General features: G+C 39.5%; 14 protein-coding genes. 13 read left to right on the top strand and 1 reads right to left on the bottom strand.

The features are described from left to right. Window positions 1-5 precede the first annotated feature (5 nt). From NST85_RS15710 to thrS, 10 genes are all read left to right on the top strand, one after another. Window positions 6-689 (top strand): response regulator transcription factor, encoded by a 684-nt coding sequence (locus NST85_RS15710; RefSeq protein ID WP_127192834.1) that lies wholly within the window; start codon window positions 6-8, stop codon window positions 687-689. Between the two features lies 1 nt (window position 690). Continuing rightward, window positions 691-1,692 (top strand): sensor histidine kinase, encoded by a 1,002-nt coding sequence (locus NST85_RS15705; RefSeq protein WP_341189744.1) that lies wholly within the window; start codon window positions 691-693, stop codon window positions 1,690-1,692. 73 nt (window positions 1,693-1,765) lie between these two features. After that, entirely contained in the window at window positions 1,766-2,449 is a 684-nt protein-coding gene (locus NST85_RS15700) for an ABC transporter ATP-binding protein (RefSeq protein WP_127192832.1), read from the top strand. Next, window positions 2,446-5,055, top strand: coding sequence for an FtsX-like permease family protein (locus NST85_RS15695; RefSeq protein ID WP_127192831.1), 2,610 nt, complete (start codon window positions 2,446-2,448; stop codon window positions 5,053-5,055). Before NST85_RS15700 ends, NST85_RS15695 begins: the two co-directional genes overlap by 4 nt. An 81-nt stretch (window positions 5,056-5,136) precedes the next feature. Next, window positions 5,137-5,955, top strand: coding sequence for a DUF2935 domain-containing protein (locus tag NST85_RS15690; protein ID WP_127192830.1), 819 nt, complete (start codon window positions 5,137-5,139; stop codon window positions 5,953-5,955). A 305-nt stretch (window positions 5,956-6,260) separates the two neighbouring features. Next, window positions 6,261-6,704, top strand: coding sequence for a DUF1641 domain-containing protein (locus NST85_RS15685; RefSeq protein ID WP_127192829.1), 444 nt, complete (start codon window positions 6,261-6,263; stop codon window positions 6,702-6,704). A 39-nt stretch (window positions 6,705-6,743) separates the two neighbouring features. Next, window positions 6,744-7,922: an NAD(P)/FAD-dependent oxidoreductase gene (locus NST85_RS15680; protein WP_127192828.1), complete on the top strand. Its 1,179-nt coding sequence runs from the start codon at window positions 6,744-6,746 to the stop codon at window positions 7,920-7,922. A 148-nt stretch (window positions 7,923-8,070) separates the two neighbouring features. After that, on the top strand, window positions 8,071-8,547 hold the full coding sequence (locus NST85_RS15675; protein WP_170220195.1) for a DinB family protein: 477 nt from the start codon (window positions 8,071-8,073) through the stop codon (window positions 8,545-8,547). Between the two features lie 218 nt (window positions 8,548-8,765). Next, the gene (locus tag NST85_RS15670) at window positions 8,766-9,083 is read left to right on the top strand and encodes a thioredoxin family protein (RefSeq protein ID WP_127192826.1); all 318 of its coding nucleotides are present in this window, start codon (window positions 8,766-8,768) and stop codon (window positions 9,081-9,083) included. A 444-nt stretch (window positions 9,084-9,527) separates the two neighbouring features. Next, window positions 9,528-11,441, top strand: coding sequence for a threonine--tRNA ligase (gene thrS, locus NST85_RS15665; RefSeq protein ID WP_127192825.1), 1,914 nt, complete (start codon window positions 9,528-9,530; stop codon window positions 11,439-11,441). An 84-nt stretch (window positions 11,442-11,525) separates the two neighbouring features. Here thrS and fabV read toward each other — a convergent pair whose 3' ends face one another. Beyond that, a complete protein-coding gene (gene fabV, locus NST85_RS15660; protein WP_127192824.1) occupies window positions 11,526-12,716 on the bottom strand; it encodes an enoyl-ACP reductase FabV in 1,191 nt (396 codons plus the stop codon). Between the two features lie 265 nt (window positions 12,717-12,981). On the opposite strand from fabV, the gene NST85_RS15655 reads away from it, so the two are divergent. The 3 genes from NST85_RS15655 (at window position 12,982) to arsB (ending at window position 15,925) form a co-directional block, all read left to right on the top strand. Then, a complete protein-coding gene (locus tag NST85_RS15655; protein ID WP_341189743.1) occupies window positions 12,982-14,340 on the top strand; it encodes a M1 family metallopeptidase in 1,359 nt (452 codons plus the stop codon). Between the two features lie 81 nt (window positions 14,341-14,421). Continuing rightward, complete coding sequence (locus tag NST85_RS15650) at window positions 14,422-14,748, top strand: ArsR/SmtB family transcription factor (RefSeq protein WP_307397527.1); 327 nt, start codon at window positions 14,422-14,424, stop codon at window positions 14,746-14,748. A 115-nt stretch (window positions 14,749-14,863) separates the two neighbouring features. Continuing rightward, the gene (gene arsB / locus NST85_RS15645) at window positions 14,864-15,925 is read left to right on the top strand and encodes an ACR3 family arsenite efflux transporter (protein WP_127192821.1); all 1,062 of its coding nucleotides are present in this window, start codon (window positions 14,864-14,866) and stop codon (window positions 15,923-15,925) included. Window positions 15,926-15,943 lie beyond the last annotated feature (18 nt).

The raw sequence follows: 15,943 nt of genomic DNA, 5'->3' as shown, positions 1-15,943 counted from the left end.
TTCATATGAAAATTTTACTTGTAGAAGATGATAAAACAATCGCATCTGGACTTGAGTATTCACTACAACAAGATCAATTTGAGACCGTGCTTTGTCATGACTTTACATCTGCCAGAGCGGTGATCGAAGTGGAACTGGTTACTTTCACTTTATGTTTATTTGATTTATCACTTCCGGATGGGAGTGGCTATGAATTATGTAAGATGGTGAAAGCAAGGAGTGATATCCCTGTCATTTTCTTAACCGCAGTGGATGATGAGGTCAATGTAGTGATGGGCCTAGATATGGGGGCAGATGATTATATAACAAAGCCATTTCGAATTCGTGAGTTGTTATCGCGCATTAAATCTGTATTGCGGAGATACCATAAACAAAATCAACCTAAACCGATCATTGAATTAGACAATATCCGGATTAACACGCTTGAAGGAAAAGTTTATAAGAATGAAAATGAGATTACATTAACCGCGCTGGAATATCGTTTATTACTTATCTTTGCTAATCATATCGGACAAATTCTCTCCAGAAATCAGTTGTTAGAGCAAATTTGGGATGTGGCAGGGGACTTCGTGAATGATAATACATTAACAGTGTATATAAAAAGGTTACGGGAAAAGTTGGAGGAAAATCCTCAAGAGCCCTCGATCATCAAAACCGTACGTGGCTTAGGTTATAAGGTTGGTGATTGATATGCTACGAAATAGAGAGTACCGAGTGCTTCTCCTCATGATGTGTTTAATCAGTATTGTAGCGGTAATTATTGCAGCTGTAATTTCACCTATGACCTTAGTACTTACTCTTATTACTTCTACCTTGCTCATCGGATGCTGTCTAGTATTTACGAGATGGAGATACCGTGAAATCGAGAAACTTTCGGGATATTTACGGCAGATTAGTGGTGGGGATTATTCTCTTGATGTGCGTGACAATCAGGAGGGTGAGCTTAGTATTCTGAAGAACGATATTTATAAAGTGACTTTGATGCTTTCCGAACAGAGTTCGTTACTACAACAAGAAAAAATAGAGCTTACCAATGCAATTTCAGATATATCTCATCAACTCAAAACTCCACTTACTTCTATGACAATGATGGCAGACCTGTTGAGTAATCCCGAACTTCCAGTAGAGAAAAGAAGAGAATTCACTCGCAATATCCGTATCCAACTCGAGCGGATCGGTTGGCTCGTTTCGTCATTATTAAAGTTTTCAAAAATCGATGCGGGAACCGCGTTATTTAAGCATGATCAAATCACAGTGAAGAAACTTATTCAAAGAGCATTAGAACCTGTTCTGATTCCGATGGATATCAAGGAGCAAAAGCTTTCCGTTACTGGTGAAGATAACGCCACTTTTATTGGTGATCTCAATTGGACGGCCGAAGCTATGATCAATATTCTAAAAAACTGCGTAGAGCACACTCATGTAGGTGGAGAAATCAACATTTCTTTTTCAGAAAATGCCCTGTTTACTGAGATCATCGTTGCTGATAACGGTAAAGGAATTCCTAAAGAGGACATACCTTATATTTTTAACCGTTTCTATAAAGGTAAGAATGCAAGTGAGGATAGCGTCGGAATAGGACTTGCCTTGTCTCACAGCATCATTACAAGTCAAAACGGAGACATCGAAGTGAAGAGCGGGAAGGAAAAAGGTACGCAATTTCGTATTAAGTTTTATAAAGTGACTATCTAGTCACATTACAGTCACTTGAAAGTCATTATAGACCGATATACTGATCTCATAATCAAAATGGAGGTCTAATATAATGGATATTTTAACAATTGAAAATCTATCTAAAACATATGGTAAAGGCGAAACTGCGGTTAAGGCGCTTGATGATGTATCCTTTTCAGTGAAAAAAGGGGAATTCGTTGCCATTATCGGCCCGTCAGGTTCGGGTAAATCAACGATTTTGCACATGCTGGGCGGTGTGGATCGACCTACAAGCGGGAAAGTATTCGTCGATAACACGGATATTTATAACTTAGACGAAACTCAACTGGCGATTTTTAGACGCAGACAAATAGGGTTGATTTATCAGTTTTATAACCTGATTCCTGTCCTAACGGTAGAAGAGAATATTACGCTTCCTTTGTTGCTGGATCAACATCGGGTAGATAAGAAGCAATTTGCTGATATCGTGAAGATTCTAAATCTGAAAGATCGTTTAAATCATCTGCCTAACCAGTTGTCAGGTGGACAACAGCAGCGTGTGTCGATTGGTCGTGCGCTAATTAGTAATCCTGCTATTATGCTGGCGGACGAGCCAACCGGTAATTTGGATAGTAAGAATAGTAGTGAGATCATTGACTTGCTAAAAATGTTTAATAAAACCTTTAATCAGACGCTAATCGTTATCACTCACGATGAACGAATTGCGCTGCAAGCGGATAGAGTCATTACCATTGAAGATGGAAGGATTGCCAATAACGAGGTGATTCGTCCATGAATATTGTCAACAAACTAACGATAAGACACTTGAAGAAAAATAAACGACGAACGCTTATAACCATTATCGGAGTTATTATTTCCGTAGCCATGGTGACAGCTGTCGCTACACTTGGTGTCTCTTTCATGGGACTCATGCAAAGACAAAGCATTGCTACGAATGGGGAGTGGCATGTCCTATACAAAGATGTGAATAAGACTCAACTTGAAGCGATTAAGGCTGATGACGCCACAAAAGAGCTTGTCATTTCAAGAGATCGTGGATTTTCCCTATTAAAAGGGAGTCAAAATGACAATAAACCTTATTTGTTTATCAAAGAGTATAATACTCAAGGGTTTGAACAATTTCCAATCAAGTTGAATAAAGGAAGGCTCCCACAAGCTAATGATGAGATAGTAATTTCAGAGGAAATTGCGAAAACGGCCAAAGTGGAGTACAAAATCGGGGATACGCTAACTCTTGATATTGGAGAACGATTAGGGGTCGATAGTGAGGGTAATGATCAAGTATTAGTGCAGCATAATTCATTACAAGCTGAGAATGGTGAATTAACTGAAACGTTACGAAATACTACAACAGCTACTTATACGGTTGTTGGCATAATAGATCGTCCTACTTGGGAACCGACATGGGCACCTGGATATACTGTCATTAGTTATGTGGATGAGAATATAATGGGTGCGGACGATACAGTTCATGCGACAGTTGTGCTAAATAAGGTCAAGAAGTCTCTATATTCTCATGCAGAGGATGTAGCGCAAGAAAATAAGATAGATAAGCAATCCATAGCATTTAACAACGATTTATTGCGTTATTATGGCATAACGAATGATGACAGTCTACAAGGCTTAATTATGTCAATGTCGGTGATCATTATGGCGGTCATTATTATTGGCTCTGTTTCATTAATATATAATGCGTTCGCTATTTCCGTCTCGGAACGTGCAAGGCACTTAGGTATGCTTTCGAGTGTGGGTGCTACTAAAAGGCAAAAGAGAAATTCCGTGTTCTTTGAGGGAGTTATCATCGGCTTGATCAGCATTCCCATTGGGATTATTAGCGGACTTGTGGGGATTGGTATCACCTTTTTGTTTATTAATTCGATTATCGAAGGTGCACTCGGAATAACAGAACAGCTAACTGTGATCGTTACACCATGGTCCATATTGATCGCTTGTGGTGTTTCGATGCTAACGATATTTATTTCAACATATCTCCCTGCAAGAAAAGCCTCTAAGATCTCTGCAATTGAGGCGATCCGGCAGACTACAGATGTTAAGCTGACGGGCAAGGCAGTCAAGACATCCAAATTGGTTCGTAAACTATTCGGTATCGAAGCAGAAATAGGACTGAAAAACTTAAAGAGGAACAAACGCAGGTACCAGGCAACCGTGTTTTCCCTTATTATCAGTATTGTTTTGTTCCTAGCGGTATCCTTTTTCACCTCCAACTTGCATAAATCACTGGAACTCTCACAGGAGGGTGTAAATTATGATATTCAGGTATCCACGTATAACGAACCAGCTGATAAATCTAATCGATTATTAAAATCGATCTTAAGTTTGGATGATATTACGGAATATAACGTTATTAAAAATCTGCATGCATACTCTAAAATTGAGGAAGCTGTGATCGCACCTGAATTGCAAGAGATGGTTAAAAATGATAAGAGTTTACTTACAGATGGGAAATATCCTTACTACGTTATTATCAATGCACTAAGTGATGAAAGTCTGCAAGCTTATACAACAGCAATTGGTGCAAAGTACGAACATCTTCAAGATCCGAATCAACTCAATGCAATTGTGATTGATACAACCAGATATGAAGATGAAGTAGCGAAGAAGTATGTTGAAACAAAGGCTATATATACGAAGATTGGCCAAAGTCTTGATTTAACGTATGTAGAAAACCAAACAGGTGAAGATAAACCTTTAACCAAGGTGGAAGTTGCTGCATTGACAGATCAACTACCTATGGGGATTTATCCAGCAGGACTAGGTGGATTGAATATTGTAGTTTCCGAAACCGTTATGAATCAAATGTTGATTGATAAGCAAAACTTTGACATTCAGACCGCCTTTTATCTGAAAAGTAATAATCCCTTAGCAACTCAACAAGGAATCGAAGAATTAGTTGAAAGCAATATGTATGTACTTAATGTTTTTCAAATTAGACAACAAGATGAACAAATGATCATGTTGATGTCGGTATTTACCTACGGATTTATCGCATTAATTACGTCGATCTCTATTGCTAATATCTTTAATACGATCTCCACAAGCATATCCCTTCGCAAACGTGAATTTGCGATGCTTAAGTCAATTGGGATGACACCCAAGGGTTTTAATAAAATGATTAATTATGAAAGTATATTTTATGGGATAAAGTCATTGCTTTATGGGCTTCCGATTAGCGTTCTCGTCATGTATTTGGTACACAGATCACTCATGAACAGTTTTAATTATGAATTCACTCTTCCATGGAAAAGTATTGTATACGTAATTATTGCGGTATTCCTTCTAGTCAGCTCAGCTATGCTGTACTCCAGCTCTAAAGTTAAGAAAGAAAACATTATCGATGCATTAAAGCAGGAGAGCATATAACGTCTGACATATTGGACAAAGACTAGACCATATCTTCTAAGAAGGTTGATTTGTTTAAAGCCGCCCTAGGAGGGAATGTTCATGTCCAATGTCTTTGTAACTCGTTCATTAGAGGAAATACGGTTTTGGTCAAGGATTATGAAAGAACACTCGTTTTTTCTGCGATTAGGATTTAGAGCGGAAGACACCCAGCTCATTGCGGAGGCGAATCAATTCCAAGCCATCTTTGAGGATATCGAGAGAAGATCGTATGCATTTTCAATGGATACAGACCCGCAGATCATTAGAGAGTTTAATACCGAAGTTCAAAATGCAGCTACCCACATCTGGGCTTTCAAAAGAAGAATACTAGGACTTATACTGCAGTGTAAACTTCCAGGGGGAAATAATTTCCCACTGCTAGTTGATCATGTAAGTCGGGAGGCCAACTATTTCCGTAACCGCCTAGATGAATTGAATCGTGGGAAGTTAGAGCCATTACAAGATGCGATCATCGACGAAAATCTGTTTTTCTTAAAAATCATGGCAGACCACGCAAAATTCATTGGTCATTTACTCGATCCATCAGAACGAAAATTAGTTGATCAGGCTCGGGAATTTAGTCTTGAATTTGATCAGTTAGTGTTTCAAGCGATCGATCTAAGCTCCATGCGTCCTCAATCTCAAACGGTACCTTTATTAAGTCAATTCGTTGATGAGAACAAGGTTTCAGTTAAGTCATTACGAGATTTCAAGAAAACAGCGAGTGATTTGATTGATCAATGTAGGATTAAAAGCATTATTCACCCACTTCTTGCTGATCACGTATTTCGTGAGGCTGAGCGGTTTCTAATTATTCTTGATATGTTTGACCAATCCCTGTCAGGACATAAGGTAAATAAAAGAGAGATTTTGATCTAATGTAGACTATATCAGGTTAGTACATGGCAACAAGTGGCTCTTCCGGTATTCATTAGGAAGGGCCACTTGTTGTTTCTGTTATTCGACACCAAACCAAATTATGGAATGATATCTGAGAAAAAAACGCGCTGATATGCGGTATTTTGAGATTTATATAAATAATTGATGTAATAAAAATCACATACTAACCTTATGGATTGAAAAGTATGTGACAAATGTAACACGAAAAATGCTATAATAGTACTATTGGGTTCATTTTTAAAAATATTATTATGCAGTAAAGCTGCTGCAGAGGAGAGTTAGATATGTCAGAATCAATCAATCAAATCCTTTCTGAACAAGAAACACCAAAAGTAACTGTCACTAAAGAGCATTTAGATGTTTTAGACCAGCTCTTAAAGCCAGAAGTTCAGGAATCGTTAACTGTTTTAGTGGAACAGTTACCCCAAATAACACAACTTGTAAGTGTACTAACAAAGTCCTATGACTTCGTACAGTCAGTCGCTTCAGATGAAATATTGAAGAGCGATACGGTAGGGGCGATTAAAGAACTTGGTGGACCTGTCGTAGGTTCTGTCAAAAATATGGCGGCAACTGTTATCGAGGCGAAGGATCGTGCCAATGAAAGTCAAGAGACTATTGGTATTTTTGGCCTGATGAAAATGATGAAGGACCCGCAAGCACAGAAGCTCTTCCGTTTCATGAATGCTTACCTTCAAGTCGCAAATGAACGTGAACAAGTCAAATAATTAAATTCAAATCTTATTCGTAAGGACGGAGGAAACATTATGTCTAAACATATCGTTATCTTAGGTGCAGGTTATGGTGGTTTGTTAAGTGCTTTAACCGTACGTAAGTATTTAAATAAAGAGCAAGCCAAAGTTACTGTAGTCAATCAATTTCCTACGCATCAAATTATTACTGAATTGCATCGCCTTGCAGCTGGTAGTGCCGCAGAACGCGCTGTTGCAATGCCGCTTACTAAGCTTTTTGCAGGTAAAGATATCGATCTGAAAATTGCGAAAGTGAATGCTTTTTCCGTAGACAATAAACAAGTTACTTTATCCGATGGCGTTACTCTCACTTACGATGCACTTGTCGTAGGTCTGGGAAGCACAACGGCTTATTTTGGAATTCCAGGGCTAGAACAAAATAGTATGGTATTGAAATCGGCAGCTGACGCTAACAGAATTCAACATCATATTGAAGACCGTATTCGTGATTATGCGAAGACGAAAGATGAAGCCGATGCAACTATTCTTATTGGTGGTGGCGGTTTAACTGGCGTTGAACTCGTGGGTGAAATTGCTGATGCCATGCCAGAACTTGCCAAGCGATATGGAGTAGACCCTAAAGAAATTAAACTCCTACTTGTCGAAGCAGGTCCGAAGATTCTTCCGGTATTACCTGAACCATTGATTGAACGTGCTACAACTAGCTTAGAGAAACGTGGGGTTCAATTCCTTACCGGGCTTCCTGTTACGAATGTGGAAGGCAATGTCGTTGATCTAAAAGACGGTCAAAAGATTGTGACGAATACATTCGTATGGACCGGTGGTGTACAAGGAAATCCACTCGTTGGCGAATCAGGTCTTGAAGTAAACCGTGGACGTGCCACAGTAAATGATTTCTTGCAGTCAACTTCGCACAAGGATGTATTCATTGCGGGTGATAGTGCCGTTTACTTTGCAGCAGACGGACGTCCGTATCCACCTACTGCACAAATCGCTTGGCAAATGGGTGAATTGATCGGCTACAATCTGTATGCATTCTTGAATGATAAATCGTTTGAAACATTTAATCCTATTAACTCAGGTACACTTGCTAGCTTAGGGCGTAAAGATGGGGTAGCCATTGTCGGTGGTAACTCTACTCCGCTAAAAGGATTGCCTGCATCCCTCATGAAGGAAGCAAGTAATATTCGTTACTTGTCCCACATTCATGCATTGTTCAGCTTAGCTTATTAATCAAATTTAGAATCTAAACATTGCCCCACCTAAGAACACTTTGAATAAAGTGGTTATTGGTGGGGTAATTTTTTTTGGGTGTAATAATGTACTAATGACTAATACATGTTAAAATTAATTTGGAATAAATTTGATGGGAGTGAGGAAGATGGAAGACTTTATTTTCAGGCAGATAACTTTTGTAAGAGGTCAAACTCTAAAATTGTTGGATGGTATCACAGAAGAAATGGCCGACCAGATCCCTGAAGGATTCAGAAATAATATCCGCTGGAATCTGGGGCATGTTTATGTTGTCCTTGAACGATTGGCTTTTCATTTTTCAAACCAGTCACAACAATTGCCTGACGGTTATAAGGAGCAATTCGGACTAGGCACTTCTCCGTTAAGTCTTCCCGAATCCGTAACTGTTCCGACTCTTCATGAATTGAAGACCCTACTCCAAGAACAGCCTGAACGAATTCGTGCAGTACTCAGCCAGAACTTACAGGTTAAAGCCGATCCACCTTATACTACATCTTCCGGGATGACTTTAGAAACGCCAGAACAACTCCTCAGCTTCTCCATTTACCATGAAGGCATGCACATAAGCACTATTAAAATGTATAAGAAATTGTTATCGAATTAATATTGAAGGTGGATATCATCCGACATCAGGTGATAGCCACCTTTTTTGTTAATAAAAACTCCTGGAATGTTCACACATCCTACTTTTAGTGAAGCATCAAATGACCTTTTTTCAGCGATTCAGTAACAAAAGGCATTGCAAAATATATAAATAGGGTTCAGGAAACTGTGTTATTAGGGTATTATATATACAGATACACAATTAGGGAGGATAACAACATGGAGAGAATTAAGACCCCAGAGCAATTTCAGGAAAGTATTAATAAAGATGGGTATACGGTTATGAAATTTGATGCAAGCTGGTGCCCGGATTGTAAGAACCTTGATCGTTTTATTGGGGATATTGTTACCGAACACGCAGACAAGGATTTTTTCGCCGTCGATTCAGAACAATTTGAAGACTTTGCGGAAAAATATGAAGTCCGGGGGATACCTAGCCTACTTGTTTTCAAAAATGGTGAGAAATTGGCACATTTGCATAGTAAATTCGCAAAAACCCCAAGTCAGATCAGAGAATACTTAGATACATTGAAATAATATCCGGTTGCTATGATGCCTTCTTAGATCATTCAGAGGTAAGATAATGAGATTTTTTCCTTGACTTCTACAAAGAAGATTATGTAATATAGTCCGTAACATAATATTTGGCACTGACCAAAGACATGATTTCCTTCACGAACTGTCCAGAGAGAGAAGTTAAGCTGAGAGCTTCTCCAGTAACCGGTTGAGATTTTACCCCTTTGTAGCTGTGGCGTTGAACCCGTCGATCTAATCACGGTTGTAAGCGACACCGACTTATCCCCGTTACGAGATACTAATAAGGACTTTGCATCTGCATCCCAGGCTAAGAAGCCAAGGAATGTCACGATGTAAGTCGAATTTGGGTGGAACCACGAGCTGAACGCACTCGTCCCTTTACGGACGAGATGCGTTTTTTTGCGTTCAAAAAATCAGGATTAAGGTAGAATTGGAGGCTAAATCATGGAGATCAACGTAACATTGCACGATGGAACAATTAGGAGGTATCCTCAAGGAACCACAATCGAACAAGTCGCAGAATCAATTAGTACAGGTCTGAAGAAAAATGCTGTAGCAGGGAAGGTAAACGGCAAAACGGTAGATCTTAACCAACCGATTGAGCATGATAGTCTCATCGAAATTGTTACGATGGATAGCCGTGATGGCCTGGAGATATATAGACACAGTACAGCACATTTAATGGCTCAAGCAATTAAACGTATTTATGGAGACAAGGCCGTGAAACTCGGTATTGGACCGGTGATCGAAGACGGATTCTATTATGATATCGATATAGAAAAACCACTTTCGACGGATGACCTTGCCACAATCGAGAAAGAGATGGAGAAGATATCACAAGAGAATTTACCTATAGTTCGGCGGGTCATTAGCCGTGCAGAAGCGATCAAAACTTTTGAGGAACTTGAAGAGCCCCTGAAGTTGGAGCTCATTCGTGACTTGCCTGAAGATGTAGAATTAACGATTTATGATCAAGGTGATTTCTTTGATCTATGCAGAGGGCCACATCTTCCATCAACTGGCCGAATCAAAGCGTTTAAGCTGTTGAACGTAGCAGGGGCTTACTGGCGGGGAGATTCCAATAACAAGATGCTACAGCGTATATACGGAACTTCATTTCCGAAGAAAGCACAGCTTGAAGAGCATTTACATTTTCTTGAGGAAGCTAAGAAGAGAGATCATCGTAAGCTAGGTAAAGAACTTGAATTGTTTATGTTCTCAGAAGAAGCGCCTGGCATGCCTTTCTATCTTCCAAAGGGGATGACAATCCGTACCGAGCTTGAAGATTTCGCGCGTGAATTACAGAGACAAAGAGGCTATGAAGAAGTGCGTACGCCATTGATGATGAATAATCGGGTGTGGGAGCATTCAGGACATTGGGATCACTACAAGGATAACATGTACTTTACGAATGTAGACGAAACAAAATTCGCGCTCAAACCGATGAACTGTCCAGGGCATATGCTTATTTTCAAAAATAGCCTGCGTTCTTATCGTGAACTGCCGATCCGTATTTCGGAGTTTGGCCAAGTTCATCGCCATGAATTTTCAGGGGCATTAAATGGCATGATGCGAGTACGTACTTTTTGTCAGGATGATGCACACCTGTTCGTTCTTCCAGAACAAATCGAGGATGAAATAAGTCGTGTCATTGAGTTGATCGACCATGTATATCAAGTGTTCGGATTTGAATACAAGGTCGAATTATCCACTCGGCCAGAGGATTACATGGGTTCAGCAGAGCTTTGGGATCAGGCGGAGCTTTCCCTGAAAAATGTGTTAGAGAACCGAGGCATCTCGTATCGTGTTAATGAAGGGGATGGAGCCTTCTACGGACCTAAGATCGACTTCCACATTCTAGATGCCCTTAAGCGTAGCTGGCAGTGTGGGACAATCCAACTGGATTTCCAGATGCCTGAGAAATTCGAACTTTCTTATATTGCTGAGGATAACCAAAAACACCAGCCTGTTGTTATACATCGTGCTGTGTATGGATCTATTGATCGTTTTATAGGGATTCTAACTGAACATTTCTCAGGGGCATTCCCACTGTGGCTTGCACCCGTCCAAGCGAAGATTTTGCCTGTGTCAGAGAACTATGTCGACCATGCTTTTAAAGTAAAGAAATCGCTAGAAGAGGCCGGTATTCGGGTCGAAGTAGATATACGAAATGAAAAGCTAGGGTACAAAATCCGTGAAGCCCAACTGGAAAAGGTTCCGTACATGTTCGTTATTGGTGAGAATGAGAAGAATTCCGATAGCGTGTCTGTTCGCAAGCGTGGGGAAGGGGATCTCGGCTCTATAAATATCCAAGAAATAATTGCCCAAATAAATGAAGAGATTCATGCTAGAAAATAAGCTCATATCGACAACTCAAAAACAGCCAGTCTCGCAAAAGAGATTGGCTGTTTTTTGTATATTCATTAAATGATGTGTAGTAACTTATACTAAATTCGGAATATCGACTGAAGGGTCAATATTTGCATCAAAATCTACACCGTCGGTATGGAAGCCAAAGAGTTGGAAGAAGTCTTGACGGTAACCTTCAAGATCAGCCAAGTCAAGAACATTGTCTGACTGAAGTTCATCCCACCGCTTCATGACCTCAGTTTGAACGTCTTCACGCATTTCCCAGTCGTCAACACGGATCAAGCTACTACTTTCAGCCGTAGCAGGGTTATTGCCATACAGATGTTCGGAGAAGAGGCGGTACATTTGCTGGATGCAATTTTCATGTAGTCCTTTTTCTTTCATCACTTTGTAAAGTGCTGAGATATATAGTGGTACTACAGGAATAGCTGAGCTGGATTGGGTAACTAGAGCCTTATTAACCGATACAAACGCTCGTCCGTTCTTCGAAGCAAGCAAGTCGTTCAGTTTATTGGCAGTTTGCTCAAGATCATTCTTCGCTTTACCAATGGTACCTTCACGATAAATCGGGTGTGTGATCTCTGGTCCAATGTAGGAGTATGCGACAGTAGTGGCACCGTCCGCAAGCACTCCAGCTTCCAGAAGCTGATCCATCCACATTCTCCAATCCTCACCGCCCATAACGGCGATCGTTTGGCGAACTTCTTCTTCTGTAGCAGGCTCGATCGTGGTTAATGAAACCTCGCCGGTGTGGAAGTTCAATGTTTTATTCGAATAAGCAGTCTCAACTGGCTTAATGACAGAAGAGAAGGTTTCTCCTGTTACCGGATGAGTACGACGAGGAGAAGCTACACTGTATACAACTAGATCTATCGTGCCATACTCAGCTTTGATTAATTCTATCGTTTTTTCTTTGATGGCATCTGAGAAAGCATCGCCAACAATACTGTGTGATTTCAAACCAGTTTCAGCAGCCTTTTGTTCAAGAGCAGCTGAATTATACCATCCAGCAGATGCAGTACGTTGACCTTCTGCCGCCTTGTCAAAGAATACCCCGATCGTATTTGCTCCTGCACCAAATGCAGCAGTAATCCGAGATGCGAGACCATAACCAGTAGAAGCCCCGATCACAAGAACATTTGCTGGTCCGTCGATTTTTTTCTGAGCTTTTACATATTCAATTTGACTCTCTACTTGCTTAGCACATCCCGCAGGATGAGCTGTTGTGCATATAAAGCCGCGTGTTTTTGGCTGTATTATCATATAGAATTCCCCTTTATTATGTATTTAAAGTTTTAAAGACCTCTAGTGAATTATAGCAAACCCAAATTACTTATTCAAAGCATTTAGTTTTTCCTAAGAGGATAGGTATGTTCAAAGTAAACTAATCTATCCAAGAAGCGTTTAAATACTAGATTGAATATTTGAAATTATTAGGTAATTTCTAGATGAAGGAGGGCTTAGTATCAGTATATGGAAGAAACTAATGATCGTATTCATTGTGCTCATCATATATTTATGTTCTTGGATGATAAAAAAGCCAGATGATAAAAGTGTTGATGTGATTGTTGTAAAGAAAGACTTAACAGATTATAAAGCTATGGGAAAGTCAGCAGGAACAAAAAGTGAATATACTATCGATTTGAAGATGGATGAGGCAGGAAACATTACGGTCCAAGCCAACATTAATATAACGAATACATCGGAAGAAGACTGGTCAGAAGTACAGCTATACTTTATACCAAATATGTTTACAAAGGAATCGTCCCCACTATTAGAAAAGCCTGCTACGGTTGAAATTGACTCTGTGAAACTTAATGATGTCTCGGTTAAGCACTCATTAATAGGAGATACATTGGCAATACCCTTAAATGAACCAATACTCCCGAATGGACAGACCGATGTTGAAGTGGAGTATAGATTCACTATGCCCGAAAAAGGATGGAGATTTACTACATATAAAAATAATTATTATCTAGCACAATGGTATCCCATGGTTCCAACATACCGTAATGGCTGGAATAAAGAAGAATATATACCGAATGCCGGAGAAACCTATCATACAACACACAGTAATTTTAAGTTGAATTATGAAATACCCGATAACTTTACGTTTGTTAGCTCTTATCAAAACGATACTTTTCCTAGTAAGAATAAGGATTCTATCTACATTGAAAATGTGAAGGAAGTTTTTATTGGTATTTTAAAAGAACCTATAGTAAGTAGTATGCAAGTTCGCAATACTGAAATCCGTGTCTTTGGTTTTGAAAGTAAGACTGAAGCCAGAAATGTAGCTTTATTAGCAGAGAAGGCTCTTACATATTTTCAAAAAAATTTAGGTCCATATCCTTACAAACAGTTAGATATCATAGTAAATGATACCGGGGAGTATCAAGGAATGGAGTACCCTGGGGTCGTTACCGTAAGCTCACCACTAGTTCAGTTGAACAGAACGGTCGTACATGAAATTGCTCATCAATGGTTTTATGGGATTATAAATAATGATCCTTACTATGATGCATGGCTTGATGAAGGGATAACAACCTTTGCTACAGCTTTGTTCCAATCAAAAGAGGAAGGTAACGAGTTAAAACTCTCTTTACTCGCAAATATGGAACCATATCATTCTAATTTACCACTTAATCAATACCCTTCAGATACACGGAGTTATTATATCTACTATCAGTCTGCTTATCGTTTATGGGAGATCTTCAAACAACATGGGGGTGTGGAGCAAGCGGAACTATTTTTACAGGATTATTATAGTCTCTACAAATTCAAAGAAGTAGACACGAAAGAGTTTGTTTCTTTTCTTAAATTCGAATTAGATTTACAGGACGATTCACTATTGAAAAACTGGTTAACACTTGAGGAAAGTACTCAATAAAGACTTATAATTGATTACATATTATAATACAATTATATAAGCATGTGACTTTGAACTCATCATTAATGGAGGAGGACATTCATGGATACGATAGATACGATGGCGGAAACATTCAAATTGCTAGGGGATAAGTCTAGACTTACGATTCTAGGCCTGTTGAAGGAAAAGGAATTATGTGTTTGTAATATCGTAGATATGATGCAAATGTCGCAACCAAGCATCAGTCAACATTTACGAAAGATGAAAGCAGGAGGCTTAGTGAAGGAAGTACGTAAAGGAAAGTGGACTTATTATTCTTTAACGATTGAGGATAAACCCTATGTCAAAGACATTCTGATCCATGTTCCTTCACAAGCATCAAAAATTAGTTTGCTAGATGAACAGTTGTCGGCTTCAGTCTGTGATTGATAACTTTGATTATAAAGTTATGTATAACATATAAACATATTATTATTTACTTATATGATGACACATGTATAATGTTGTTGTAGGAAGTAATAAGTTTAAAAAGGAGATACATGTGATGGCCCAAGGAGCTTCAAAAAAAATGTCATTCCTCGATCGATACTTGACCATTTGGATCTTTGGTGCGATGGCGGTTGGCTTACTTCTCGGAGCGATAATACCTAATTTCTCAGAAGTATTGTCCCAAATGCAGGTAGGAACAACCTCCATTCCCATTGCCATCGGTCTAATCGTCATGATGTACCCACCGCTAGCTAAGGTGAAATATGAGAAGCTCGGGCGGGTATTCAAGGATTGGAAGGTATTGCTGCTATCGTTGGTACAAAACTGGATTATCGGTCCAATTCTAATGTTCTTGTTGGCGATCCTCTTCTTGAGTGACATGCCGGAGTATATGATCGGATTGATCATGATCGGTCTCGCACGATGTATTGCGATGGTGTTGGTATGGAGTGATTTGGCCAAAGGAGATCCTGAATATACAGCAGGTCTCGTCGCTTTCAACTCCATCTTTCAGATTGTGTTCTACTCGGTGTTCACGTATGTGTTTATTACCGTATTACCTGATTGGTTCGGAGTTCAAGGTGCTGAAGTGAATATTTCGATGGGGCAAATTGCCGAAAGTGTATTCATTTACTTAGGAGTTCCTTTTATGGCTGGATTGCTATCAAGGGTAGTAGGGATCAAGTTGAAAGGCGCAGACTGGTATGAACAAGTATTCATTCCAAAGATCAGCCCATTAGCCCTCATTGCTTTATTGTTTACGATTATCTTAATGTTCTCACTTAAAGCGGGTCTGATTGTATCCTTGCCACTTGATGTTGTTCGAATTGCGATTCCAATGATCATCTATTTTGTTGTCATGTTCCTACTATCTTTTTATATGTCTAAAAGATCAGGCACGTCTTATCCTGTAGCATCTTCGTTGTCATTTACGGCAGCAAGTAATAACTTTGAACTCGCAATTGCAGTCGCGATCGGCGTGTTTGGACTAGATTCTGGCGTTGCATTTGCTGCTGTCATTGGACCTTTAGTGGAGGTTCCCGTATTAATCGCTCTAGTTAACGTAGCGCTTTGGATAAAACGCAAGTATTTTGACCCTTCACTTATAAAACCATAAAGGAGTCGAACGATAATA

Source organism: Paenibacillus sp. FSL K6-2524 (assembly GCF_038005525.1).
Lineage (GTDB): Bacteria > Bacillota > Bacilli > Paenibacillales > Paenibacillaceae > Fontibacillus > Fontibacillus anaericanus.
This window is presented reverse-complemented; position numbering and strand designations above follow the sequence as displayed.

Excerpts from the sequence above, each read along its gene's own strand:
- NST85_RS15710 (WP_127192834.1), top strand. The coding sequence starts at position 6 with ATGAAAATTTTACTTGTAGAAGATGATAAAACAATCGCATCTGGACTT.
- NST85_RS15705 (WP_341189744.1), top strand. The coding sequence starts at position 691 with ATGCTACGAAATAGAGAGTACCGAGTGCTTCTCCTCATGATGTGTTTA.
- NST85_RS15700 (WP_127192832.1), top strand. The coding sequence starts at position 1,766 with ATGGATATTTTAACAATTGAAAATCTATCTAAAACATATGGTAAAGGC.
- NST85_RS15695 (WP_127192831.1), top strand. The coding sequence starts at position 2,446 with ATGAATATTGTCAACAAACTAACGATAAGACACTTGAAGAAAAATAAA.
- NST85_RS15690 (WP_127192830.1), top strand. The coding sequence starts at position 5,137 with ATGTCCAATGTCTTTGTAACTCGTTCATTAGAGGAAATACGGTTTTGG.
- NST85_RS15685 (WP_127192829.1), top strand. The coding sequence starts at position 6,261 with ATGTCAGAATCAATCAATCAAATCCTTTCTGAACAAGAAACACCAAAA.
- NST85_RS15680 (WP_127192828.1), top strand. The coding sequence starts at position 6,744 with ATGTCTAAACATATCGTTATCTTAGGTGCAGGTTATGGTGGTTTGTTA.
- NST85_RS15675 (WP_170220195.1), top strand. The coding sequence starts at position 8,071 with ATGGAAGACTTTATTTTCAGGCAGATAACTTTTGTAAGAGGTCAAACT.
- NST85_RS15670 (WP_127192826.1), top strand. The coding sequence starts at position 8,766 with ATGGAGAGAATTAAGACCCCAGAGCAATTTCAGGAAAGTATTAATAAA.
- thrS (WP_127192825.1), top strand. The coding sequence starts at position 9,528 with ATGGAGATCAACGTAACATTGCACGATGGAACAATTAGGAGGTATCCT.
- fabV (WP_127192824.1), bottom strand. The coding sequence starts at position 12,716 with ATGATAATACAGCCAAAAACACGCGGCTTTATATGCACAACAGCTCAT.
- NST85_RS15655 (WP_341189743.1), top strand. The coding sequence starts at position 12,982 with ATGATAAAAAAGCCAGATGATAAAAGTGTTGATGTGATTGTTGTAAAG.
- NST85_RS15650 (WP_307397527.1), top strand. The coding sequence starts at position 14,422 with ATGGATACGATAGATACGATGGCGGAAACATTCAAATTGCTAGGGGAT.
- arsB (WP_127192821.1), top strand. The coding sequence starts at position 14,864 with ATGGCCCAAGGAGCTTCAAAAAAAATGTCATTCCTCGATCGATACTTG.